Origin of the sequence: Kordiimonas sp. (assembly GCF_965216265.1) — a bacterium.
GTDB lineage: Bacteria > Pseudomonadota > Alphaproteobacteria > Sphingomonadales > Kordiimonadaceae > Kordiimonas.
In genome coordinates this window covers 4,073,231-4,096,975 of the sequence record NZ_OZ244153.1, presented here as the reverse complement: position 1 = coordinate 4,096,975, position 23,745 = coordinate 4,073,231, and the positions used below count along the sequence as shown (strand labels likewise).

The window sequence follows — 23,745 nt, the reverse complement described above, 5'->3', positions numbered from 1 at the left end:
ACTGCTTATGCCAGAAGTTATGACAAAAAGCCAGCCTCAGATTTCACAACCGAGCTACGCACCAATTGCAGTGCTCATTGTAGCTGCCGGACGCGGCAGCAGAGCCGGTGAAGGCGCACCCAAACAGTACCGGCGGGTGGCAGGGAAAACGATTCTGTCGCATACGCTTAACGCAATAAAAGATGCGCTGCCTGAAGCGGTGATACAGGTGGTGATCCACCCCGACGACACCGATTTATACAATGACGCTGTGCAAAATCACCCCATACAGCCAGCCGTTTTTGGTGGGTCCAGCCGGCAGGAGAGTGTATTTAACGGCATTTCGGCGCTCAAGCATCTTGAGCCTGAGTTCATACTGGTCCATGACGCGGCGCGGCCGTTTGTGGACACAGGCACCATCCATCGGCTTATTGGAGCGTTGAAGGCTGGTGCGCAGGCTGTGCTTCCCGCAACCAAGGTCACGGACACCCTGAAATCCGTGACAGAAGGCACAATTACCCACACTGTGGACCGTGAAAGGCTTTATGCGGTGCAAACTCCGCAAGCCTTTTCGTTCGAGAATCTGCTTGAAGCCCACAGTGCTGCCATAGGCAAGGAGTTGACTGATGACGGGGCCGTTATGGAGGCATCTGGCTTTTCAGTACAGGTTGTTGAAGGAAATGCTGAAAACTTCAAAATCACCACAGCAGCGGATTTTGTCAAAGCGGAGCAAATTCTCATGATGCAACTGGCGGATGTCAGAGTTGGTTCCGGTTACGATGTTCACCGATTTGAAGATGGTGACCATGTCTGGCTTTGCGGAGTAAGAATTCCTTTCACTAAAAGCCTCAAGGGGCACTCCGACGCTGATGTTGGCCTTCATGCTCTTACTGATGCCTTACTCGCTTCCATTGCAGATGGTGACATCGGGCAACACTTCCCTCCGTCTGATGCTAAGTGGCGGGGTGCGCCCAGTGATCAGTTCCTGACATTCGCGCGCGATCGGGTCCGCGCAAAAGGCGGTGTTGTTGCGCATGTAAGTGTTTGTATCATCTGTGAGAAACCAAAAGTCGGACCACATAATCCGGCGATGCGAAGCCGCGTGGCTGAGCTTTTGCTGATAGATGTCGACCGAGTGAGTATCCAAGCCACAACGACAGAGAAACTTGGCTTTACCGGTCGCGAAGAAGGCATTGCCGCGCAAGCTACGGCGACCATACGCCTACCGCTGAAAGGTTAGACAAATGGCGAAGGTATCGCTACGAACCTGGGATGAGCGCACACAATCACCACTGTTCTGGCTCGTTACGGGCCTGGGTGTTGGCATGGCAAAGCCTGCGCCTGGCACCTGGGGCTCGCTACTGGGTTTGGCTCTTGGCTATGGGCTAATAATGCTTAATGTTGGTGTCATCGAGCTCATCCTCCTAACAGCGGTGCTCACCGTGATATCAAGCATAGCGATAGACAGGATCGAGAACACAATCGGCATTCATGATGCACCCGAAATTATCATTGATGAAATCGCGGGTCAGTGGCTCGCCCTCGTCCCTCTCTTGTGGCTTGAACCGTCTCTTGTTCTATACGGCTTGGCATTTGTCCTCTTTCGCTTCTTTGACATTATCAAGCCTTGGCCGATCGGCTGGCTCGATAAGGAGGTCGCCGGCGGCTTTGGTGTCATGGTCGACGACCTTGTTGCTGGCATTTTGTCTGCCATTAGTATAATTATGCTGACATATCTCGGATTGTTAGATGGTTTATATTAATGTTTTCCAGTATCAAAGAACGCGCTGCCGGTATATTCCCTGGTTTTATAATTTCACTTACAGTCGGATTGGCGGCCAGCTTTCTGGGTGAACACTACGGCGCCCCCGCCATGTTGTTTGCCCTTCTGTTGGGCATGGCCCTTCACTTTCTTCATGAAGATCCCAAATGTCAGCCCGGAATAGCTTTCACAGGCACAACCATTCTACGCATTGGGGTCGCACTTCTTGGCCTGCGCATTGCCCTCTCTGACGTCATGGCCCTTGGTTGGGAAACCTTCGCCCTTATGACTGCGGGTGTTGCCCTTACCATTCTATTTGGTTTGATCATTGCGCGGCTGTTTGGCTTAAAACATCGTTTTGGTGCGCTCACAGGTGGCGCCGTCGCAATTTGTGGGGCATCGGCCGCGCTGGCAATCTCTGCCATTATGCCCAAAAACGCCTCTCAGGAACGAGACACAGTCTTTGCCGTTGTGGGTGTAACTGCACTCTCAACCCTCGCGATGATTATCTATCCTATGATCGGTACAGTGTTAGGCCTGAGCGAAACGCAGGCCGGTGTCTTCATCGGCGCAACAATCCACGACGTCGCACAGGTAGTCGGTGCCGGGTATTCCATCTCTACCGAAGCCGGAGACCTCGCCACACTCACCAAACTCATGCGCGTCGCTCTCTTGCTACCTGTGGTGCTTATTTTTGTCATGGTTTTTCGTGCAACCTGTGGGGCCGAAATGGGAACGGGCAAAAAGCCACCTCTGTTGCCGGGTTTCCTGGTCGCTTTTGTTTTGTTAGTTGCCCTAAACAGCTTTGTCAGCATTCCGGTGGAACTTAAGGCGAGCTTGACCACTGTCTCAAGAACATGTCTCATTACCGCAATTGCAGCCATCGGCCTGAAAAGCAACCTCAAGAGCATTGCAACGCTGGGGTGGCGGCCGATACTGCTGATGGTAGCTGAAACAGTATGGCTCGCGGCACTAGTACTGCTATGCCTGCCTTACGTGGTGAACTGATGACCAACAACACCCTACTCTCCCTTGCCGATGCTGTCTTAGGCGAAGCGCGTGCTCAAGGCCTTATGGTCGTAACAGCAGAAAGCTGCACCGGTGGACTGGTTGCCGCAACCCTCACGGACATCGCAGGATCATCTGATGTGTTCGAGCGAGGGTTCATCACCTATTCCAATGAGGCCAAACATCAGATGCTTGATGTCAGCGCCGAAAGTTTAACCCGTTTTGGCGCTGTATCGGAGGCTGTCGCCAAGGAAATGGCCTATGGTGCGCTTGCGAACTCTCGCGGCGACATTGCCGTATCCATCACGGGGGTGGCTGGGCCCGGTGGCGGTAGTGCCGCCAAGCCCGTTGGTTTGGTCTGGATCGGCATTGCGATGCAGGGAGAAACACCAACAGCCACCGAGTGCCGTTTCGGTCCTTTGAGACGCGCCGAAATTCGGCGTCTCACCACTGAGACGGCTCTTAAACTCATTTTGGAGAAGCTGAGACCTTAGGCTCTGTTTGCTGGTGGTCCATATATATCATTGGCCCGTGTCTCAAAAGCATGGACCATTTTTTTACACGCCTCACCAAACAAACCTCCAATCATCTGGTTTAACATCCGGTTTGAGAATTCGAATTCTACCTCAAAATCTATGAGGCAGGCATTTGACCCCTCGGGCGTAAATCGCCAGTGATTATAGAGCCGTTTCATAGGCCCCCGAATATAATCGACATCTACCTGGCTATTAGGCTCCAGCCTCACCCTTGAAGTGAAGCGTTCACTGAACATCTTGAAGCCTATAATAACATCAGCATCAAACCGGTTTTCCTGACGATTGTAGACCCGGGCACCCGTACACCAAGGCAGGAATTCAGGGTAGCGCTTAACGTCAGAAACCAGCTTAAATAATTGTTCCTGAGTATAGGGTAGAACTTTTTTTTCGCTGAAATGCGGCACGGATGTTCCTTAGTTTTGCGATTTTATAGCTTCCGCGCCACCACGCTGCAAGACAATTACCTAGCCCAAAAATCCAAGCATAAACGCTGCAGACACTAGGCCAAAGATCAGCCCCACATAGCTAGTAAACGCGGCGCTAATAAGCAGCGACGACACCCAGATACCACGATCATAAAACCTCATGGCGCCGTATATATAGATAAAATTTGTAATAATCAGCGAGGGTACAAGGCCAAGAAAATAGATGTAGCTGTTAAATAGAGTGCCTAGCACTCCCAAAAGGGCGCCATGGCCTAAGACAAAACATACAAAGCTGAAGTGTGACGCATAACTATAACCGGAACGTCTGGTCAGCAACTTAAGCACCAATGCATATATCGGCACCGCAAGAAGAGACATAAGATTCAGGTATTTGAGTATGAAACTATTGAGATCCCGGACGAAAGGGTCCTCAGCTGCTTCAATAGCTGTCTCGAAAACCACACGCTCGCTGATGGCGTCAAACTCGCCGGTGTAGATGGTTGCGGCAATCGATATTGCCACGGTCGCAAAGCAGTAACGCAGCGGATTAACATACCGCGCGCGCATACCATTCGCGTAGTTTTTTGCAACCGCTCCCGGGTTCTTCGTAAGCTCGACAAGCGTGCGCCACAGTTTGCTATCAATTCTGACTATAGAATCGACCGCTTCTGATGCAAGCTCGCTCGCATCGAGGTCACCACCACGATCCCGTTGACCACAATTGCTGCAGAATTTCCCCGTAAGAGCAGCATCGCAGTTCCGGCAGTTAGCCCTCTCATTGGTAACTTCAACCGCTTGCTGCATATGCTTTCCTGAGGGGATAATTTTACCCGTTATTCAGCGGCCTTGAGGCGCACTTCTCTCGCCGCGCGCAAGCGGGCAAAGTCGTCACCCGCATGATAGCTTGAGCGGGTAAGTGGTGTCGCTGATATGAGAAGGAACCCCTTCCCTTTAGCCATACGTTCATAGGACTTAAATTCGTCCGGCGTTACATAGCGCTCTAACTTCGCGTGCCTGGGCGTCGGCTGGAGGTACTGGCCAATCGTCATGAAATCAATGTCAGCCATGCGCATGTCATCCATTACCTGGCTAACTTCCATGCGTTCTTCGCCAAGGCCCACCATGATGCCAGACTTGGTGAAGATTGAAGGATCGACCTTTTTCACGGTCTCGAGCAGCCTCAAGCTATGATAATAGCGCGCGCCTGGACGAATTTTGGGATAGTTCCGCGGTACGGTCTCAAGATTGTGGTTGAACACGTCCGGGCGTGCTTCAGCCACCATCTCTATGGCGCCCGGCTTGTTGCGGAAATCCGGTGTCAGAATCTCAATTGTCGTTTTTGGACTGCGCTTCCGAAGTTCTTCAATCACCTTAACAAACTGGCGCGCACCACCATCATCAAGGTCATCCCGGTCAACAGACGTAATTACGATGTGGTTGAGCCCCATCTCGGCACAAGCAATGGCCGTGTTCATAGGCTCGAGCGGATCAACCGTCATCGGCCGTCCGGTTTTGACGTTACAAAAAGCACATGCTCGGGTACAGGTATCGCCAAGTATCATGATCGTGGCGTGCTTCTGTTTCCAACATTCCCCAATGTTGGGACAAGCCGCTTCCTCACAAACCGTATGGAGCTTCAGGTCGCGCATCATCTTGCGCGTCTCCGCATACTCTTTACTGACGGGTGCCTTGACCCTGATCCAGCTAGGTTTGCGCTGATACTCTTGTGGTTTGTCTTCAGTGCTCATGACTTTTTATCCAACTCATAGGCGGCGCGAAGCCACCTTCTTACTTGGTCAACAATGCCAGCCGAAGCTGATACTGCAATTACTTGGATGCCTCAGTTACCACTTGGGGCATTGCCCGTGTGTCTCTACCTCAGTCGTTGACAGAGGTAGGTCCATCTCAAACCTCACCACCCGTTTTCTGCAGCTTTTACCTGAGCATATGCAAGATGTCCACAAATCGACATCAAGGAAATTACCTTCGTAGCTTCGCCCTGAAATAGCTCCTAGAAGTGAATAGCCCTACCATAAGCATCAAGAACGCTTTCGTGCATCATTTCCGACAGGGTTGGATGGGGGAAGACAGTATGCATCAGCTCAGCTTCAGTGGTCTCGAGCATGCGTGCCACAACGTAACCCTGGATCATCTCAGTAACCTCAGCGCCAACCATATGTGCGCCAAGAAGTTCACCCGTTTTTTTGTCAAACACCGTTTTTACCAGCCCCTCAGGCTCGCCAAGAGCGACGGCCTTGCCGTTCCCGATAAACGGGAAGCTGCCGACACGGACGTCATAGCCCTCTTCTTTCGCTTTGGCTTCCGTGAAGCCGACTGAGGCCACCTGTGGCCGGCAGTATGTGCAGCCCGGGATGTTTCCCTTATCCATTGGATGAAGGCCTTTAACACCTGCAATCTTCTCAACAGCAATAACACCCTCATGGCTTGCCTTGTGCGCTAGCCAAGGCGCCCCAGCCACATCACCAATAGCCCAAAAACCTTCAACGCCGGTGTGGCCCCATTTGTCGGTGACTATGTGCCCCCGGTCGGTTTTTATGCCTACATCCTCAAGACCCAGGTTCTCAACGTTCCCGGTGATACCAATGGCTACAATCACGCGGTCAACGGTGATTTCCTCTTTCTTGCCTTTGGCTTCAACAACACAAGTGACGTTATTTTTGCCCTTTTTGAGCTCAGTCACCGATGCGCCCGTTTTGATCGTCATGCCCTGCTTTTTGAACGATTTTTCTGCGAATTTGGAGATGTCTGCATCTTCCACGGGAAGAACACGGTCCATCATCTCAACAACGGTCACATCTGAGCCTAATTCGTTAAAAAAGCTCGCAAATTCAATTCCAATAGCGCCGGAACCGATAACAAGCAGCTTTTTCGGCATAACGTTGGGGGTCAGAGCATGTTTGTAGGTCCAAACCAGCTCGCCGTCTGCCTTGAGATGCGGCAGTTCCCGCGCACGAGCCCCCGTCGCCAGAATGATTTCTTTGGCTGAAAGATCGCTGGTCTTTCCGTTCTTGTCAGTGACCGTCAGCTTGCCTTTCCCAGAAACCTTGGCTTCACCATCAATGTGCCTAACCTTGTTTTTCTTCAGAAGCGACTTGATCCCGCCGTTCATTTGCGACGCCACGCCGCGGCTACGTTTAACAATGGCTTCAAGGTCAAACTCGACCTGACCGATTTTGAGGCCAAAATCCGCCCCATGTTTAGCCAGATGAAGCACCTCAGCGGAGCGCAAGAGCGCCTTGGTCGGAATACAGCCCCAGTTCAGACAGATACCGCCAAGATGTTCACGCTCAACACACGCCACATTCATACCGAGTTGCGCACCACGAATTGCCGCCACGTAACCGCCAGGGCCGCCACCAACAACAACCAAATCAAAACTAGTCGACATTCCTAAATCCTTTCGGGACTTTCAACGCGCCTTGGATCAGCGACACCGCCCGTATGGTCGGTCGTCGCTTTCTCTATCAACATGACGCTGCATTCTTCTGGCGCGAACGGCTTATGCTCAACACCTTTGGGCACGATGATCAAATCACCCTCTTCCGCCCATACCTGACGGTCACGGTAATCCATCCGAAAACGACCATTGATCACGAGGAAAAGTTCATCCTCTTCCGCATGAGCATGCCACACAAAGTCACCCTGAATTTTGGCGAGCTTAACGTGATAACCATCAAGGTTTCCAACCAGCTTCGGCGACCAATGATCGCTAAAGCTGGCAAGCTTGTCTTTGAGGTGAACCGCATCCATCATCACTTAATCCTTAAAGGAGCATTGTGATCGGGTCTTCGATGTAGCCTTTAAAGGCAGCAAGGAACTCAGCGCCCACGGCACCATCTACTGCGCGGTGATCACATGACATGGTACAACTCATCACGGTCGCAACTGCTACAGCACCATCCTTGATAACCGCGCGCTGTTCGCCGGCACCAATCGCAAGGATCGCGCCCTGCGGCGGGTTGATCACAGCGCTGAATTCACGAATGCCGAACATTCCAAGATTGGATATGGAGAAAGTACCCCCAGCATAGTCTTCCGGCATTAGCTTACCATCCCGGGCACGGGTCGCGAGATCTTTGACAGTATTCGAAATTTCAGACAGGCCCATGTTGTCGGCACCGCGCACAACTGGTGTAACAAGGCCGCCTTCAATCGCAACCGCGACAGAGATATCCGCCCGTTCATACCAGTACATCTTATCGCCCGCGAACTGCACGTTCGCAGCAGGCACTTTCTTGAGAGCGAGTGCTGTCGCTCGAATAATGAAATCATTCACCGACAGCTTAACGCCGCTATCGGCAAGCTTGGTATTCAGGTCTTTGCGCTGAGCCAGCAGCTTGTCGAGTTCACAGTCAATTGTGAGGTAGAAATGCGGGACCGTTGTTTTCGATTCTGTCAGGCGGCGCGCAATTGTTTTGCGCATGTTCGACAAGCGCTCTTCCCGATACGGAATATCATCATGCGGGCCATACTCTGGCGCAGGAATGGCTTTCGACACCACTCCTTTTTCTGCGGCGGGAGAAGCGGCCTTAGCTTTAGCGTCACCTGCCTCCATCGCGGCTTCAATGTCGCGCTTTACAATGCGCCCACTTGGGCCGGTACCTTCAACAGCCTTAAGGTCAAGCCCTTCCTGGTCTGCAATTCGCTTCGCTAACGGCGACGCCTTGATACGGTCCCCATCAGGTTTCTCAGACTTACGTTCTGTTCTTGCGGGCTTGTCTTCAGACTCACTGGAAGATTTATCCTCTTCCTTCTTGCCCTCTGGCTCTTTTTCAGGCGCAGCAGTTTGCTTGCTTTCAGGTGGCGCCTCTATGTCAGAAACATCTTCGCCCTCTTCTGCAAGCATGGCGATGATCTTGCCCACAGGCACATCATCTGTGCCTTCAGCAACGAGAATTTTGGCTACTGTGCCGTCATCGATGCTTTCAACTTCCATCGTCGCCTTATCGGTTTCGATCTCAGCAATGACATCACCGGATTCAACCGAATCGCCTTCTTTCACTAGCCATTTAGCGAGCGTGCCCTTTTCCATCGTGGGCGACAGTGCGGGCATAAAAATTTCAATAGCCATGAGAGTAGCCTTATGTCTGATACTGTTCTCAGTTTGAAAGAAATGAACCGATAAGAAGAACTGTGCCTATTGCTATCAGAAGAACTAGGATTTTTTCTTCCGCTTTATCGCCAGCTTTTCCACCGAGGCTAAAAGAACGGTAATCAGTCTTAATTTTAGCACTCTGTAAGGCACCCCTCAGAGCGTTCCGATTAAGCAACCGACGCCATTTTCTTCGCCTCATTCCTTTTCCAATTTAATCAGCGTAGCAAACGGCTTTCGCCGCCTTAACGATGTCTTTCGCGCTTACAACTGCCGCTTTTTCAAGATTGTTAGCATACGGCAATGGTACATCGGCGCTGTTTACGCGCGTAACTGGCGCATCGAGCCAATCGAAAGCTTTCTCCATCAGTTGAGCGGAGACCTCTGACGCCACAGAGCATTGCGGCCAGCCTTCTTCCGCTATCACGATACGGTTGGTTTTCTTTACGCTTTCAATCACGGTTTCAATGTCCAGAGGACGTATGGTACGCAGGTCGATCACCTCGGCACTGATGCCCTCTTCCGCCAACTTGTCTGCGGCTTTCAAGGCCTCACCGACAGTAATGGAATAAGATACGATTGTTACGTCGGCGCCTTCACGGAACATACGCGCTTTACCGATTGGGAGCACGTAATCATCAAGTTCCGGCACTTCAAAACTTTCGCCGTACATCAGCTCGTTCTCGAGGAACACAACCGGGTTCGGGTCACGAATTGCAGCTTTGAGAAGCCCTTTGCAGTCAGCCGCATCATAGGGTGCAATAACCTTAAGGCCCGGCACGTTCGCATACCACGATGCGTAGTTCTGGCTGTGCTGTGCGCCAACGCGGCTCGCAGCGCCGTTTGGCCCCCGGAACACGATCGGACACTTCACCAAACCACCAGACATATAGCGGGTTTTGGCCGCAGAGTTGATGATGTGGTCAATCGCCTGCATGGCGAAGTTAAACGTCATGAACTCGATTACAGGCTTAAGGCCAGCAAACGCTGCGCCAGCACCAAGGCCGGCAAAACCATGCTCAGTGATTGGCGTGTCGATAACGCGCTCTGAGCCAAATTCGTCAAGCAGGCCCTGAGTTACCTTATAGGCGCCCTGATATTCTGCCACCTCTTCGCCCATCACAAAAACGTCGCCGTCTTTGCGCATTTCCTCAGCCATGGCATCGCGCAGCGCTTCACGCACGGTCAGCTTCACCATGTTCGTGCCTGATGGTATTTCAGGGTCTTTGAGATTTTCCGCGCTGGCAACAGCGCCCGCAAAAACGGTTTCCTGCTCGTCAGGGTCCTCTTTCGGTGCTTTAGGTGCTTCTTTGGATTTTTCTTCAGGCTTTTTGGACACGCTAATATCGTCCGCGTCCTCGCCTTCCTCAGCAACAACCGCGATGAGTTCGCCAACAGGCACATCATCCGTGCCCTCAGCGATCACAAGTTTCGCGATAACGCCGTCATCAACGGCTTCTACTTCCATTGTCGCCTTGTCTGTCTCGATTTCCGCGATTACGTCGCCGGATTCGATGCTATCGCCCTCTTTGACGAGCCATTTTGCGAGTGTGCCCTTTTCCATAGTGGGAGACAGGGCCGGCATGGTGATTTCAATTGCCATGGTTGGATGCTCCCTTACGCCAGCACATCAGTATAAAGTTCAGAAAGCTCAGGTTCAGGCGAATCTGTTGCAAATGTTGCAGCGTCAGCCACAATTGCCTTGAGTTCTTTATCAAGGTCCTTGAGCGCCGCTTCATCCATGAGACCAGCATCAAGAATGCGCTGTTTTACCTGATCGATAGCGTCATGCTCAGCCCGCATTTTCTGAACTTCTTCTTTGGAGCGATATTTTGCCGGGTCCGACATGGAGTGGCCACGGTAACGGTATGTTTTCATTTCAAGAATGAATGGACCTTTACCTTCGCGGCAATGCGCCACGGCTTCATCCATCGCTGCCCGCACTTCCAGCACATTCATGCCGTCAACTTGTTTGCCAGGAATTTTAAAGCTTTCACCGCGACGATGCAGCTCAATCTGTGAAGAAGACCTGCTAACGCTGGTTCCCATGGCGTACTGGTTGTTCTCAATGATATAGATCACTGGCAAATCCCAGATACGGGCCATGTTAAAGCTCTCGTACACTTGGCCCTGATTTGCTGCGCCGTCGCCAAAATAGGCAACCGATACGTTGTCTGTCTTGCGGTATTTGGCTGCGAACCCGAGGCCTGTGCCCAGTGAGACTTGCGCGCCAACAATGCCATGACCACCGTAGAACCCACGATCCGGGTCAAACATATGCATTGAACCGCCTTTACCGCGTGAGCAACCCCCAGAACGTCCGGTCAGTTCCGCCATCACTGCTTTCGGGTCAGCCCCTGCCGCAATCATATGGCCGTGCTCCCGGTAGCCCGTAATAACGGAGTCGCCGTCTTTCAATGCAGTCTGAATACCCACCACAACGGCTTCTTGACCAATGTACAGGTGGCAAAAACCACCAATCAAGCCCATGCCATACATCTGGCCAGCTTTTTCTTCAAACCGGCGGATCAACAGCATTTGGCGGTATAGTTCAATGAGTTCGTCGTTCGACGCATCATAGAGCGCCGGACCAGTATTGCGGCGACGACTTGCTGCCGTCGACTTCTTGGTAGTCTTTTTTGTAGTCATATCGGCCTTCCAGAAAAGGTCGTGGGCGGGGTGCCCATCGCGCTAGCGTGTATGGGTAATGGATAACGCCGTTTCATGGAATTTGCAATAGTATATAACTTATTGATATTTAAGGATAAATATTAATTAACTTAATATATGTTAATTATCAATCAACTGAAATGAAAACCACTACTTCGTCGGGATGAGTAAAGCCAAGACGTAACCTTACCTGCTCTTCCAGCATGTCCGGATCAATTGTACTTCCTGAAAGCTTATGTGTGCGAGCCTCAAGTGCTTCGCGCACCTCCGCAACTTTACGGGCTTGCGTCGCAAGTTCTTGTTCCTGCACCTCAAGGCGCTTCAAAGCAGCGATGCTGCTATCACCCTGAAAGGCATGAAAGGCAAAGTAGCCGAACAAAAACAGCCACACACCAGCAAGCCACGCCTGCCCCAGATACCTTGATATTCTTCCGAATCGCTTCATGATTCGAATCATCTCACAGCCGAATCGCACAGGCAAGCAAAAACGCACCGAAAATTAAAGTTTTTGGCGCGCTTAAAATGCCGAACGTAGCCCCCGCTTTGCGGGCGCCACGTTGCTATAATTACCTATGCCTTCAGAATAGACCGCCCAGCATACACCGCACTCGCACCAAGCTCTTCCTCGATACGGATAAGCTGGTTATATTTTGCAAGCCGGTCTGAGCGCGCTAACGACCCTGTTTTGATCTGGCCACAGTTCATGGCGACCGCAAGGTCAGCGATGGTGGCGTCTTCTGTCTCGCCGGAGCGGTGTGACATCACGGACGTGTATGATGCCCGGTGCGCCATATCCACCGCCTTCATGGTTTCAGACAGCGTACCAATTTGATTAACCTTCACGAGGATCGAGTTTGCAACGCCTTTGGCGATACCCTCAGCGAGCCGCACAGGGTTAGTAACAAAAAGGTCGTCACCAACAAGCTGTACTTTATCGCCGATCCGGTCGGTCAGCATCTTCCAGCCGTCCCAGTCATCCTCCGCCATGCCGTCTTCAATTGAAATGATTGGGTACTTGGAAACCAAGTCAGCGTAATACTCGACAAGGCCTGCGCTATCTAGCTCTTTGCCCTCACCTTTCAGGATATATTTCCCGTCGTGGAAAAATTCTGTCGAGGCAGAATCAAGCGCCAGATACACATCCTCACCCGGCGCATAACCTGCGCTTTTGATAGCATCCATGATGAAATCAAGCGCATCAACCGTACCATTGAGGTTCGGCGCAAAACCACCCTCATCACCCACTGCCGTGTTATGGCCAGCCGCATGGAGCCTTGCCTTGAGCTCATGGAAAATTTCAGCACCGATACGGATGGCATCTCGCACACTTTCGGCATTTACCGGCATGATCATGAATTCTTGAACATCGATCGGATTATCAGCGTGCTCACCACCGTTGATGATATTCATCATAGGAACCGGCAGTACATGCGCATTTGGACCGCCGACGTAGCGATATAGAGGCACAGCCAAGCTGCTTGCGCTTGCTTTCGCGATGGCAAGGGAAACCCCAAGGATCGCGTTTGCACCAAGGCGGCTCTTGTTTTCTGTACCGTCTAGCTCACGCATTATCTGATCAATCGCCAACTGGTCCTCGCTATCGAGCCCCACGAGCGCATCAAACAGCTCACCATTCACAGCCTCAACAGCGTTCAAGACACCTTTGCCACGATAGCGACCACCACCATCACGCAGTTCAACGGCTTCATGTGCGCCGGTTGAGGCTCCTGATGGTACTGCAGCACGGCCAACACCACCGTCTTCTAGGATTACATCAACTTCTACTGTGGGATTACCGCGGCTATCGAGGATTTCGCGGCCGATGATATCGATGATCGCGCTCATTGGCTTGTCCTTAAATGCTCAAATGGAGAAACAAGAAATTTAGGGCGGATTGTTACCCTTTCCAAACGCAACGCGCAAGGTTTCGACGCAGTAAAGCTGGAAAAACGTAAACCTGCTGATAAAGTCCCCCTGAGGGGGAGAAACATTATGAATGTATTGTCGAGATATGGGCTTGCCGGTGTGCTGGCACTCACTGCCACAGTCAATGTTGCGGCGGCTTCAGATAAGCTGAAAGCCTACATCAACGACAACGCTCATAGGATCGTCAATGACTTTCGGGAGTTCCTGTCCCTGCCCAATGTCTCTGACAACGTGGATGACATGCATGAAAATGCGCGTTGGATAACGGAGTATATCAAGGCCCGCGGCTTTACATCAGAGACAGTTAGCGCTGGCGGAGCCCCCTACATTATCGCTGAAAAGAAAACGCCAGGTGCTTCGAAAACAATTCTCATCTACGCCCACTTTGACGGGCAACCCGTAGCACCTCAGAATTGGGCAAGCCCACCGTTTGAAGCAACACTTCGGGATGGATTGGTTGAAACAGGCGGAAACATTGTTGATTGGCCAGATAGTGCGCAGGCATTTGATCCTGAATGGCGTATTTTTGCCCGCTCTGCCGGTGACGACAAAGCTCCCGTTATTGCCCTCATGGCGGCGATTGATGCACTTGACGAAGCGGGCCTTGCCCCAGGCGTCAACATCAAGCTGATATTGGATGGCGAGGAAGAGGCAGGCTCCCCTACCCTTCGGCAAATACTCGACACACACGCTGACAAACTGTCATCAGACCTCCTGTTGTTCTGTGACGGGCCAATGCATCAAAGCAGACAGCGCCAACTCGTTTTTGGTGTCCGCGGTGCCATGACCGTTCACCTAACCGCCTTTGGGCCGAAACGACCACTCCATAGCGGCCACTATGGCAACTGGGCGCCCAACCCAAATGACCGCCTTGTTCATCTGTTAGCCAAGATGAAAGATGAAGAAGCTCGTATTCTGGTTCCCGGTTACCTGGATAATGTGCGGCCGATCTCTGCTGTAGAGCAAGCAGCTATCGACGCCCTTCCCCAAATGGATGAAGCTTTACGCAATGAGCTCGCCTTAGGGGACACAGACGGGGACGGAAAGAGGCTTGAAGAGCTGATCATGTCACCCGCCATCGTTGTGAAGGGCTTTGATGGCGGCGGTACAGGAAGCAAATCCAGAAACATTATAATGCCGCAGGCGACAGCGTCGCTGAACCTCCGCTTGGTACCGGATCAGACGCCGGAGAGTGTGAAAAAGGCTCTGAACACTTTTTTTGAATCTGAAGGTTACTGGCTAACAAATAGAGAGCCGAGCGATGAAGAACTCAGGCAACATGAGAAGGTTCTGAAGGTTGATTGGGTGGATGGTGGTTATGGCGCGTTTCGCAGTGACCTTAACAGCCCGATAGCGCGTAAGCTCATCTCAATCCTGAATGATATTGACCAGAAACCGACCCTGTTGACACCGACCATGGGCGGTAGCCTACCCATCTACCTGTTTGAGGAAGCGCTTGAGGCCCCTATCATTCTGCTGCCCATCGCTAACCATGATAATAATCAACATGGACGGAATGAGAACCTGAGGCTCCAAAACCTTTGGGATGCTATTGAGATATATGCCACAATTCTGACCAACTTCGGGCGAGATGATTAGAGATCGTAGTTGTCTTCGAGCGCATAAAAGAGCGCCCTTATTCTCGACGTAAAACTGGCGGGCAGATTGAGGTTCATCCCCTTTTGCATGAGCAATATTTCGGCTTTAAGGCTCGATAACGCACCGCGCTTTTCTTTGCCTTCAGGCTGGTTCACTAACCGGATCTCGCCTTCGCTGAGAAGAGATTCAAGTCTCGGCAAGGTCCACATAGGGAAGGTTTCGGAAAAATCACGCAGGTCCGTTAACGCATCATTGAGATCCCGCCAAGGCATGGTTCCACCAAGAACCCGCAGCTCTGTCACTCTCATCTGCAGCCGTGCGCTTTCGCTTTGGTCGCCACGCACAAATGCATATGCTCTTGCTGCGGCAAAGAACCTGCTGGATTCTTCATACTCGCCTACCATGGCAGCCGCGTGTGCCGCCTCAATGTTAAGGCCAAGCACAAATGCCGGGGAAACACTCGAATTCGCCTGGATCGCTTGTTGCCATGCTGGAACGGCACGGCGCTTATCCCTCTCCGCGCTGGCGCTGCGGGCGCGCAGGAGAGCGAGCTGCGGCACAAGCTGGTTGCCAATACCGTGATACTCGAGAAGCTGCAACCAAACTCGCTCAACGCTCTTATCGATACGCTCAAGGGTCGCCTCATCCCGCTCATTAGCAAATTCAGCAACCATGGCCTGCGCATTCTGAAGAGCCTCAGCGGCTCGCTCTTCATCAGTCGCTCCATAGCTTGGCCCTACCAAAAGCAACACTGCTGATAGAGTGAGCAAAATTTGACGAATCATAACAAGCGTTCCCTTGTCAATTTGGGCCATATAGGCACATTTTACCGTTTTTAAGTCTCTGGGCACACTGAAATGCAAAAAGGAGGCCGAAAGCCTCCTTTTCAATAAAATCAGATATTTAGTTAGTCTAGACCAACCGGCTTTGTTGAAGCGCCGCTTCAACAAAGCTCGCAAACAATGGATGCGGGTCAAATGGTTTTGACTTGAGTTCAGGATGATACTGAACACCGATAAACCAAGGGTGACCTGGGATTTCCATGATTTCAGGTAAGTCGCCATCGGGTGACATACCCGAGAAGAGTACACCAGCGTCTTCGAGTTGTTTTACATAACCGATATTGACCTCGTAGCGGTGCCGGTGACGCTCAGATATCTCGGTCTTCCCATAAATATCCGCAACACGGGAGCCTTCCTTAAGGCAGGCATCATATGCGCCAAGGCGCATTGTACCGCCAAGGTCTGTATCTTCCGTACGGGTTTCAACACTGCCATCCTCGCGCACCCATTCGGTGATCAAGCCAACAACCGGGTTCTTCTGTTCTTCGAACTCAGTCGAACCTGCATCTGTAATGCCAGCAAGATTCCTTGCAGCTTCAATCGTCGCCATCTGCATACCAAGACAGATGCCAAAGTATGGAATATTGCGCTCCCGTGCAAAACGCGCCGCTGCGATCTTGCCTTCCGTACCGCGCTTGCCAAACCCGCCAGGAACAAGGATCGCATGAACGTTCTCAAGTCGGGACATTGCATCGTCACGCTCAAACACCTCCGATTCAAACCACTCAATATTCACTTTCACTCTGTTGGCAATGCCACCATGGATGATAGCTTCGTTGAGTGACTTGTAAGCATCCTTCAGGCCTGTGTATTTGCCCACAACAGCAATAGTCACCTCGCCTTCAGGGTTCTTGATACGATCGACAATATCTTCCCACGGCCCAAGATCAGGCTTTTGAGAGTGCGCGAGCCCAAAGGCCTTCAACACTTCAATATCCAGACCTTCTTTGTGGTAGGAAATCGGAACTTCGTAAATTGTGCCTACGTCAAGCGCTGGGATCACAGCCGTTTCAGAAACATTGCAATAAAGCGACATCTTGCGGCGCTCACCATCCGGGATCGGGTGCTCAGACCGGCAAACAAGAATGTCTGGCTGAATACCTATAGAGCGTAAATCCCGCACGCTGTGCTGGGTTGGTTTCGTTTTCAACTCACCCGCCGCCGCAAGATAAGGCACAAGAGTAAGGTGAACGAAGATTGACCGGCCCTTACCCAACTCAATGGACAGTTGGCGAATCGCCTCCATAAAAGGCGCCGCTTCGATATCACCAGCGGTTCCGCCAATTTCGCACAGCATAAAGTCAATACCGTCCTGCTCGGCCAACGCAAATTCTTTGATCGCATCTGTCACATGCGGAATTACCTGAACCGTACCACCCAGATAATCGCCACGACGTTCCCGCTGAATGATCTGCTGATAAATACGACCTGAAGTAATATTGTCGCTTTGACGTGAAGCTACACCGGTAAACCGTTCGTAGTGACCAAGATCCAGATCTGTCTCCGCACCGTCGTCTGTCACATAGACTTCACCGTGTTGGTAAGGGCTCATGGTGCCCGGATCGACGTTCAGGTAGGGGTCCAGTTTTCGCAACCGAACAGAATATCCCCTCGCCTGCAGCAACGCGCCAAGCGACGCGGACAACAAACCCTTGCCCAAAGAACTAACCACACCACCGGTGATAAAAATATAACGCGTCATGAAGCCTCTCTAATATTCAAAAAGCACACAGCGATCCATCGGCCAGGGCCGGGATAAATCAATTTGATACTTGCTTACACAAAGAGAAGCGGGGGCTCTTGGCCCCCGCTTTGAAGTCTCTTAACCCTCGCCGTCCTCTGGAACGGCTGGTAATTCAGGCAGTTGGCTATCCTCTTGCTGGGTCTGTTCGACGGCTGCGTCAAGCACCGCATCATCACCGCGTTTGTTTGCTGCGAACCACCCCAGAAGAAGCGAATTTGCCAGAAACACAATGGCGAGCCACTTCGTGGTCTTTGTCAGCAGGTTACCAGCACCGCGTGCCGTCATCATGCCGCCTTGTCCACCACCAATACCAAGAGCCCCACCCTCAGAGCGCTGCAATAGAATGACAGCGACCAAAGCGATGGCGACAATCAGGTGAATGCTCAGTAATACGGTTTCCATTTAACCTGTCCTACAAACTCGTTTGCCTAAGCTAACTGATAAAACAATTATCGTCAGCTATTCAAAGCGCGGTTTCTATCTCATGACGATAGCCTTTGCCAAGCCCAAATTACAGCGCAAGGCGATAATACTCTAACGGTACGCGTCGATAATGCCGTTGAAGTCAGTGGCCTTTAGGCTTGCGCCCCCAACAAGAGCACCATTCACATTAGGTGCCGACATCAGCTCTTTTGCGTTCGAAGGTTTCACTGACCCCCCGTATAAGAGCGAGAACCTCCTCCCATTTTCGCCAAACCGCTCAACGAGCGCATTTCTCAAGGCTGTATGAACTTCTGCAACATCGTCGGTCGTCGGGGTGCGGCCTGTCCCGATAGCCCATACCGGTTCATAGGCAACAATCATATTATCAGGTGTGGCGCTTTCAGGGATAGATTCTGCAAGTTGGCCAAGAACAACAGTCAGTGTGCTCCCTGCATCTCGCTCTGCTTCAGTTTCTCCAACACAAACAATGGCTCGCAATCCTTCAGATAGCACAGCGTTCGCTTTGGCGCATACAAGCGCGCTGCTCTCCCCATGATCAGCCCGCCGCTCGCTATGGCCCACAATAACATATTCTGCACCGGCATCACGCAGCATCTGTGCTGAAATGTCCCCTGTGTGAGCGCCGCTCGCCTTCGCGTGGCAATCCTGTGCACCGATCGCAATGCTCTCAGCGTTCATTGCCGCGAACGAGGAAATCAGGGTGTACGGTGGGCATATCAAAACATTACAGCCTGCTTCTGTACCCTCTTTCAGGAGCTTGGATAGTGTTTCAAGCTCGCTACGGCTTTCCGCCAAGCCATTCATTTTCCAGTTGCCAGCAACAAGCGCTGTAGGTTTCATATTGGGCCTCTTTATTTTTTTGATGGTTTATGAGGCGTTGCTTAGCAAATTAGGGCGCGAATAACCAGACTTTCACAACACCAAACACCAATGCGTTCCCAAACAAACAGCTCGCAGTCTTACAATCCGCGATTTCCCTTGTTGCGGCGGCGAAAAAGCATGCTTATGATGCGCGCCCTAATGCGGGGAGTCATTCTCAGGCTATCCGATAAAAATTGTAGCGTAATACCGACGGGAGCACGGGTGCATGCTTTTCAATCTTCGTGGGGCTTTGGACTCCATTTTTGTTAAAGCCCTTTTAGGCGTTTTGATTGCCGCATTTGCGATCTGGGGTATAGGCCCCGGCATGCTTGCGGGAAGTACTCGGATCGTCGCCAAAGTCGGAGAAACCGACGTACCGACCCAACAGTTCGCAAACGCGGTACAACGCCGTGCGACCCAACTGCAAACGCAATTCGGTGGGCAAATGAATACGCAAGAGATCATCCGATTGATGAACCTCGACTATCAAGTGCTCAACCAGATGGTCACTGACGCTGCGATTGAGGAGAACCTACGTGAAATGGGCTTCCGGGCAACAGAAGCGCAATTGGCGGACGACCTGCGCTCCTTTGAAGCTTTTCAGGCTCCTGACGGTAGCTTCAGTGTGGATATGATGGAACGTGCACTGCAAAGTGCAGGTTTCTCGAAAGCTGAGCTTTATGCCGACTTGCGCCGGAACATTTCACGTGAACAGCTTCTCAACAGCATGGCGAGCACGGACCTTCTGCCGCGCGCCATGGCGGAGCAACTGTTTGTTTGGCAGGCTGAGCGTCGCCGTGCGTCCATGATCAACATCTCCGCGAGTGACATTACGGATATTGCAGAAGCGAGCGAGGAAGAGCTACTGGCAAACTATGAAGCTAATAAAGCGTCATATATGACGCCTGAGCGCCGCAGCTATCGCTACGTAATGTTAACGCCTGCTCAGTTCACTGACAAAGTAGACATTACTGAGGAAGATATTGCCGCCGCTTTTGAGACCCGCCGCGACGAGTATGAACAGCCTGAACTGCGCGCACTTCAGCAAGTAAGCTTCCCAACTGAAGAGGAAGCGCAAGCATTTCTGCAACAAATCGCCGCCGGGGCAGATTTTGTTGAGGCTGGTGCAACTGCAACTACCTTTACAGCTGAGGAAATCGACCTTGGGCAAACAAGCAGGAGTGACCTCGCTATCAGCCTGGATCAGACCACAGCCGAGGCAGTTTTCGCGCTTGAAGAAGGCGCGACATCGCAGCCACTAGAGGGCATTGCCGGTTGGAATATCTTTAAAGTCACAGGCATTACACCGGGCGTTTCCACCACGCTTGCGGACGTACGAGGCGAACTTGAGGCTGCGCTTCGCGAGGAACTGGCGGTAGACCTGATGTTTGACTTCTTACCTGACCTTGAAGATGCTATCGCGGAAGATGGCGCCTTGTCTCCTGTCGCCAACAAACTGGACCTCACATTGGCTACGGTGACATCGGTCGATGCTCAAGGCAAAGGGCCTTCTGGCACCCAACTCGTTACCCAACAAAACGAGTACATCGTGATGCAAGACGCATTCCGTCGTGACCTCGGTGTTGAAGCACAAGTCACAGACCTGGACCCGCAGGATAACACTAAAGGTGTCTATCTTGTTGAGTTAACCGAAGTTCAAGAGCCTGCTGAACGGGCCTACGAGGAAGTAGCCTCACAGGTACGTTCAGCATGGGAAACTGAAGAACGCCAGCGCCGTGCTGGTGAAATTGCCGAGCTTGCCAAGACCCGCCTGCAAGCTGGTGAAGACCCTGAGGTTGTTGCTCAAGAGCTCGGCGGCACCTCATTTGACGCTAAAAACGTTAGCCGTACGGCTGAGGGCAGTTCTGGTCTTTCCCAAAATATTCGCCGTTTGATTTTCGAACTTGGTGTTGGAACAGTGGATGCAGAGCGCGCAGCCGATGGTAACGGGTACGTGGTTGTACGTGTAAACGGTGTAATGCCGGGTGAACCAACCGCCAACCCTGAGGCTGTTGATACCTTATACGCACAGTTGGTTGAGCAAACTCAGTCCGAGGTTTTCGAGCAGTATCAGAGCTACCTTCTCGATAAATACGAGCCAGAGATCAAAACCAACATTGTCCAACAACTTTTCCGTAGCGACGTAGATCAGTGAGTCCAAGCCTTGACGCAAATTCCCTCTCCTTCGAGGCACAAATAAACAAGTATCAGGTCGGCGAAGGCCAAGTTGCCTCAACTACCATTGTGGCAGACCTTGATACACCGGTTTCCGCCTACCTGAAGTTAAGCGTTGGCGAAGAATATTCCTGCCTGTTGGAATCTGTAGAAGGTGGAGAAAACCGTGGGCGTTACTCAATCATTGGGCTCCGCCCTGACATCGTATGGCGCGCTGAGGGCGATAAGGTAAGCATTCGCAGAAACGCTCTTACAAACCAGACCTATGAGCAGCTTTCACAAAAGCCGCTGGAAAGCCTCAGGGCTTTACAACAGGAAAGCCTGATCGACCTGCCACACCCGTTGCCGCCGATGGCCGCCGGCATTGTCGGCTATATGGGCTATGACATGGTTCGCCAGATGGAAGACATCGGCGATGGGAAGCCAGACCCTTTAGGCATGTCCACTTCTATATTCATTCGCCCAACTGTGATGGCAATTTTTGATAGCGTCACCAATCTGATTACGTTGGTCACGCCTGTACGCCCTGACGCGGATGTCGATGCACACCAAGCCCTGCAGAACGCAGACAGGCGCCTTGAAGAGATGCTAGAGCGACTAGACAGCCCCCTGCCCCTGAACGCTTCTATTGCAGCGCCATCAATCGAAGACGCAAGCTCAAACACTTCTCGAGAGCGCTTTTTTGATATGGTTGCCAAAGCACAGGAATATATTCTCTCTGGCGACATTTTTCAGGTTGTGCTTAGTCAGCGATTTTCGATGCCGTTTGAATTGCCGCCATTTTCACTCTATCGGGCCTTACGGCGCACCAACCCTTCTCCGTTCATGTATCATCTTGCGTTCGAGGATTTTGCTATTGTGGGCTCCAGTCCAGAGATACTCGTACGGCTCAGAGACCACGAGGTAACGATCCGCCCAATCGCTGGGACCCGGAAGCGCGGTAGCAACCCAGTTGAAGACGCTGCACTTGCAGACGACCTTTTAGCCGACCAGAAGGAACGTGCGGAACACTTGATGCTCCTTGACTTGGGGCGCAATGACGTTGGACGTGTGGCAAAGCCAGGCTCAGTACGTGTTACAGCGCGCGACACGATCGAATATTATTCTCATGTCATGCATATCGTCTCCAACGTCGTCGGAACCATAGATGGAAGATATGACGCCATAGATGCCTTATCCGCGGGCTTCCCAGCTGGCACTGTTTCAGGCGCCCCCAAAGTCCGGGCTATGGAGATCATTGATGAGCTGGAAGTTGACGCACGTGGCCCTTACGCTGGCAGTGTAGGCTATTTTAGCGCCAACGGCGCGATGGACACTTGTATCGTACTCAGAACCGCTATCGTGAAGGATAATGTTATGCACGTACAAGCAGGTGCCGGCATCGTTGCAGATAGCACGCCCGAATCTGAGTATCAGGAATGTGAAAACAAGGCACGCGCACTGGTTGCTGCGGCCAAAGAGGCCCTACGTTTCGCTAAATCTAACCGCGGCTAATGCTTTCACCAGTACTTTCATCAAGCTATCGTGCCGTTTCAGCGCCATGACGTCCTGCCTCCTGCGCGGCCACGACCTGGCTTAGCGGTACCAGTGATATCTTCTTTTCTTTCAGCGTTTTCTGCCACTTAGTTAGCGTCTCTAACGTAATGTCATATGGGTGACCTATCGCTACAGCGTAGCCCCGTATCCGCGCAATACGCTCAAGTTTCTCGAGTTGCTCTTCGATCGCGCCTTCTTCACGCACGTTGTCCAAAAAGATGTCACGTGAAATATAAGGCACGCCGGTTGCCTTGGCGGCTCGAACACCAACACTTTTAGGAGAGGTCAGGCTATCAAGGAAAAGATGGCCGTTTTGGCGCAGTTTCATCATGACACGCACCATAGCACCCGCATCTTCTGTTAACTCACTACCCATGTGATTGTTTACACCAACATAGCCATCAAACTGGCTCAGGTTCCAGTTTACACGCCGTTCAAACTCTTCCTGACTAAGCGAAGAAAGCAGCGCGTTTGAGCCCGGATCCGTTTCTCTGTTTTTCGGCTGCATCGGCAAATGTACCATAAGCTCGTGTCCGGCAGCCTTCACATACCCCGTTTGCTCAGGCAGGTTGTCTGCATACGGGAGGTAAGCCAGCGTGTACGGACCCGGCATGGCCGTCAAGATAAGGGTCGCATTTTCAGACAGCCCAAGATCGTCAATCACCACAGCAACCACAGGGTTTTTACCTGCCTTATTCCATACAGCTGCATTGAGCCGCCATGCAGGTACGGCCTGAATTGGAACAATATTATCGAGGTCTTCGATGGGAACCTGAGCTTGCTCTTCACCGTTCATCGACTGAAGTACCGCAACAACATTGTCTGATGGCTCACCTTCAATTGAGGCGGCCGGCGGCAAAGTATCGCTCTGCAAAACTGAATACAGACCATATGAAGTAACACCGACAACTGCTATATAGACATATATGGCGGCTCTCTTAAAGTTCGCCCACGTAAGCTTGCTGAAAATGTTACGGCGATCATTTTTTGAACCCGTATTTAGTTTTTTTTGCCTGGTCACTCTACGCTTCATCACTTCTACAAATTCGAGGCTTTCACAGGCTTAAAACACCCAGTCCGCCATTGACATTCCTCTCGAAAGCCGCATTGTCCAATTGTTTCAAG

22 protein-coding genes are annotated in these 23,745 nt (G+C 51.8%); 7 read left to right on the top strand and 15 right to left on the bottom strand.

Going from position 1 to position 23,745, the window contains the following annotated elements; translation table 11 throughout:
- Positions 1-19: 19 nt before the first annotated feature.
- The 4 genes from ACOOGA_RS19030 to ACOOGA_RS19015 are packed head-to-tail and all read left to right on the top strand — an operon-like array spanning position 20 to position 3,243.
- Positions 20-1,219 (top strand): bifunctional 2-C-methyl-D-erythritol 4-phosphate cytidylyltransferase/2-C-methyl-D-erythritol 2,4-cyclodiphosphate synthase, encoded by a 1,200-nt coding sequence (locus ACOOGA_RS19030; RefSeq protein WP_420429206.1) that lies wholly within the window; start codon positions 20-22, stop codon positions 1,217-1,219.
- A gap of 4 nt (positions 1,220-1,223) precedes the next feature.
- Entirely contained in the window at positions 1,224-1,742 is a 519-nt protein-coding gene (locus ACOOGA_RS19025; protein WP_417461698.1) for a phosphatidylglycerophosphatase A, read from the top strand.
- Positions 1,742-2,749 (top strand): YeiH family protein, encoded by a 1,008-nt coding sequence (locus ACOOGA_RS19020; protein WP_417461699.1) that lies wholly within the window; start codon positions 1,742-1,744, stop codon positions 2,747-2,749. Before ACOOGA_RS19025 ends, ACOOGA_RS19020 begins: the two co-directional genes overlap by 1 nt.
- The gene (locus tag ACOOGA_RS19015) at positions 2,749-3,243 is read left to right on the top strand and encodes a CinA family protein (RefSeq protein WP_417461700.1); all 495 of its coding nucleotides are present in this window, start codon (positions 2,749-2,751) and stop codon (positions 3,241-3,243) included. The genes ACOOGA_RS19020 and ACOOGA_RS19015 overlap by 1 nt, the downstream gene beginning before the upstream one ends.
- Here ACOOGA_RS19015 and ACOOGA_RS19010 read toward each other — a convergent pair.
- From ACOOGA_RS19010 to eno, 10 genes are all read right to left on the bottom strand, one after another.
- Entirely contained in the window at positions 3,240-3,689 is a 450-nt protein-coding gene (locus ACOOGA_RS19010; RefSeq protein WP_417461701.1) for a type II toxin-antitoxin system RatA family toxin, read from the bottom strand. The genes ACOOGA_RS19015 and ACOOGA_RS19010 overlap by 4 nt on opposite strands.
- Before the next feature lie 60 nt (positions 3,690-3,749).
- Complete coding sequence (locus ACOOGA_RS19005) at positions 3,750-4,514, bottom strand: DUF3667 domain-containing protein (protein ID WP_417461702.1); 765 nt, start codon at positions 4,512-4,514, stop codon at positions 3,750-3,752.
- 29 nt (positions 4,515-4,543) lie between these two features.
- A complete protein-coding gene (gene lipA / locus ACOOGA_RS19000) occupies positions 4,544-5,458 on the bottom strand; it encodes a lipoyl synthase (RefSeq protein ID WP_417461703.1) in 915 nt (304 codons plus the stop codon).
- A gap of 263 nt (positions 5,459-5,721) precedes the next feature.
- On the bottom strand, positions 5,722-7,119 hold the full coding sequence (gene lpdA, locus ACOOGA_RS18995; RefSeq protein WP_417461704.1) for a dihydrolipoyl dehydrogenase: 1,398 nt from the start codon (positions 7,117-7,119) through the stop codon (positions 5,722-5,724).
- Positions 7,120-7,121: 2 nt separating this feature from the next.
- On the bottom strand, positions 7,122-7,484 hold the full coding sequence (locus ACOOGA_RS18990) for a cupin domain-containing protein (RefSeq protein WP_417461705.1): 363 nt from the start codon (positions 7,482-7,484) through the stop codon (positions 7,122-7,124).
- A 10-nt stretch (positions 7,485-7,494) separates the two neighbouring features.
- The gene (locus tag ACOOGA_RS18985) at positions 7,495-8,802 is read right to left on the bottom strand and encodes a pyruvate dehydrogenase complex dihydrolipoamide acetyltransferase (RefSeq protein WP_417461706.1); all 1,308 of its coding nucleotides are present in this window, start codon (positions 8,800-8,802) and stop codon (positions 7,495-7,497) included.
- A gap of 235 nt (positions 8,803-9,037) precedes the next feature.
- Positions 9,038-10,426: a pyruvate dehydrogenase complex E1 component subunit beta gene (locus ACOOGA_RS18980; RefSeq protein WP_417461707.1), complete on the bottom strand. Its 1,389-nt coding sequence runs from the start codon at positions 10,424-10,426 to the stop codon at positions 9,038-9,040.
- A gap of 14 nt (positions 10,427-10,440) precedes the next feature.
- Positions 10,441-11,472, bottom strand: a complete 1,032-nt coding sequence (gene pdhA / locus ACOOGA_RS18975; protein ID WP_417461708.1) for a pyruvate dehydrogenase (acetyl-transferring) E1 component subunit alpha — start codon at positions 11,470-11,472, stop codon at positions 10,441-10,443.
- 148 nt (positions 11,473-11,620) lie between these two features.
- Positions 11,621-11,938: an FtsB family cell division protein gene (locus ACOOGA_RS18970; protein WP_417461709.1), complete on the bottom strand. Its 318-nt coding sequence runs from the start codon at positions 11,936-11,938 to the stop codon at positions 11,621-11,623.
- Positions 11,939-12,063: 125 nt separating this feature from the next.
- Complete coding sequence (eno, locus tag ACOOGA_RS18965) at positions 12,064-13,338, bottom strand: phosphopyruvate hydratase (RefSeq protein WP_417461710.1); 1,275 nt, start codon at positions 13,336-13,338, stop codon at positions 12,064-12,066.
- A 147-nt stretch (positions 13,339-13,485) separates the two neighbouring features.
- Between eno and ACOOGA_RS18960 the strand changes: the two genes are divergently transcribed.
- Positions 13,486-15,018 carry a M20/M25/M40 family metallo-hydrolase gene (locus ACOOGA_RS18960; protein WP_417461711.1) on the top strand — a complete coding sequence of 511 codons (1,533 nt, stop codon included), beginning with the start codon at positions 13,486-13,488 and terminating at the stop codon, positions 15,016-15,018.
- On the opposite strand, the gene ACOOGA_RS18955 is transcribed toward ACOOGA_RS18960, so the two are convergent.
- The 4 genes from ACOOGA_RS18955 to tpiA all read right to left on the bottom strand — a co-directional run bounded on the left by ACOOGA_RS18955 (position 15,015) and on the right by tpiA (position 18,888).
- Positions 15,015-15,965 (bottom strand): hypothetical protein, encoded by a 951-nt coding sequence (locus ACOOGA_RS18955; protein ID WP_417461712.1) that lies wholly within the window; start codon positions 15,963-15,965, stop codon positions 15,015-15,017. The genes ACOOGA_RS18960 and ACOOGA_RS18955 overlap by 4 nt on opposite strands.
- Positions 15,931-17,562 carry a CTP synthase gene (locus tag ACOOGA_RS18950; protein WP_417461713.1) on the bottom strand — a complete coding sequence of 544 codons (1,632 nt, stop codon included), beginning with the start codon at positions 17,560-17,562 and terminating at the stop codon, positions 15,931-15,933. Before ACOOGA_RS18950 ends, ACOOGA_RS18955 begins: the two co-directional genes overlap by 35 nt.
- 120 nt (positions 17,563-17,682) lie before the next feature.
- Positions 17,683-18,006, bottom strand: coding sequence for a preprotein translocase subunit SecG (secG, locus tag ACOOGA_RS18945; RefSeq protein WP_417461714.1), 324 nt, complete (start codon positions 18,004-18,006; stop codon positions 17,683-17,685).
- Positions 18,007-18,138: 132 nt separating this feature from the next.
- Positions 18,139-18,888, bottom strand: coding sequence for a triose-phosphate isomerase (gene tpiA / locus ACOOGA_RS18940; protein ID WP_417461715.1), 750 nt, complete (start codon positions 18,886-18,888; stop codon positions 18,139-18,141).
- Between the two features lie 247 nt (positions 18,889-19,135).
- On the opposite strand from tpiA, the gene ACOOGA_RS18935 reads away from it, so the two are divergent.
- Together ACOOGA_RS18935 and trpE are read left to right on the top strand one after the other, a co-directional pair.
- Positions 19,136-21,064, top strand: coding sequence for a SurA N-terminal domain-containing protein (locus ACOOGA_RS18935; protein ID WP_417461716.1), 1,929 nt, complete (start codon positions 19,136-19,138; stop codon positions 21,062-21,064).
- The gene (gene trpE / locus ACOOGA_RS18930) at positions 21,061-22,578 is read left to right on the top strand and encodes an anthranilate synthase component I (protein WP_417461717.1); all 1,518 of its coding nucleotides are present in this window, start codon (positions 21,061-21,063) and stop codon (positions 22,576-22,578) included. The genes ACOOGA_RS18935 and trpE overlap by 4 nt, the downstream gene beginning before the upstream one ends.
- A 25-nt stretch (positions 22,579-22,603) precedes the next feature.
- Here trpE and ACOOGA_RS18925 read toward each other — a convergent pair whose 3' ends face one another.
- A complete protein-coding gene (locus tag ACOOGA_RS18925; RefSeq protein WP_420429204.1) occupies positions 22,604-23,494 on the bottom strand; it encodes a divergent polysaccharide deacetylase family protein in 891 nt (296 codons plus the stop codon).
- Positions 23,495-23,745: the final 251 nt, after the last annotated feature.

Bases quoted from the DNA above. Each gene is read 5' to 3' on its own strand.
- tpiA (WP_417461715.1), bottom strand. From the start codon at position 18,888: ATGAAACCTACAGCGCTTGTTGCTGGCAACTGGAAAATGAATGGCTTG.
- ACOOGA_RS19025 (WP_417461698.1), top strand. From the start codon at position 1,224: ATGGCGAAGGTATCGCTACGAACCTGGGATGAGCGCACACAATCACCA.
- ACOOGA_RS19020 (WP_417461699.1), top strand. From the start codon at position 1,742: ATGTTTTCCAGTATCAAAGAACGCGCTGCCGGTATATTCCCTGGTTTT.
- lpdA (WP_417461704.1), bottom strand. From the start codon at position 7,119: ATGTCGACTAGTTTTGATTTGGTTGTTGTTGGTGGCGGCCCTGGCGGT.
- secG (WP_417461714.1), bottom strand. From the start codon at position 18,006: ATGGAAACCGTATTACTGAGCATTCACCTGATTGTCGCCATCGCTTTG.
- ACOOGA_RS19015 (WP_417461700.1), top strand. From the start codon at position 2,749: ATGACCAACAACACCCTACTCTCCCTTGCCGATGCTGTCTTAGGCGAA.
- ACOOGA_RS19030 (WP_420429206.1), top strand. From the start codon at position 20: ATGACAAAAAGCCAGCCTCAGATTTCACAACCGAGCTACGCACCAATT.
- ACOOGA_RS18950 (WP_417461713.1), bottom strand. From the start codon at position 17,562: ATGACGCGTTATATTTTTATCACCGGTGGTGTGGTTAGTTCTTTGGGC.
- ACOOGA_RS18960 (WP_417461711.1), top strand. From the start codon at position 13,486: ATGAATGTATTGTCGAGATATGGGCTTGCCGGTGTGCTGGCACTCACT.
- pdhA (WP_417461708.1), bottom strand. From the start codon at position 11,472: ATGACTACAAAAAAGACTACCAAGAAGTCGACGGCAGCAAGTCGTCGC.
- lipA (WP_417461703.1), bottom strand. From the start codon at position 5,458: ATGAGCACTGAAGACAAACCACAAGAGTATCAGCGCAAACCTAGCTGG.
- ACOOGA_RS18935 (WP_417461716.1), top strand. From the start codon at position 19,136: ATGCTTTTCAATCTTCGTGGGGCTTTGGACTCCATTTTTGTTAAAGCC.
- ACOOGA_RS18970 (WP_417461709.1), bottom strand. From the start codon at position 11,938: ATGAAGCGATTCGGAAGAATATCAAGGTATCTGGGGCAGGCGTGGCTT.
- ACOOGA_RS19005 (WP_417461702.1), bottom strand. From the start codon at position 4,514: ATGCAGCAAGCGGTTGAAGTTACCAATGAGAGGGCTAACTGCCGGAAC.
- ACOOGA_RS18990 (WP_417461705.1), bottom strand. From the start codon at position 7,484: ATGATGGATGCGGTTCACCTCAAAGACAAGCTTGCCAGCTTTAGCGAT.
- ACOOGA_RS18980 (WP_417461707.1), bottom strand. From the start codon at position 10,426: ATGGCAATTGAAATCACCATGCCGGCCCTGTCTCCCACTATGGAAAAG.
- eno (WP_417461710.1), bottom strand. From the start codon at position 13,338: ATGAGCGCGATCATCGATATCATCGGCCGCGAAATCCTCGATAGCCGC.
- ACOOGA_RS18985 (WP_417461706.1), bottom strand. From the start codon at position 8,802: ATGGCTATTGAAATTTTTATGCCCGCACTGTCGCCCACGATGGAAAAG.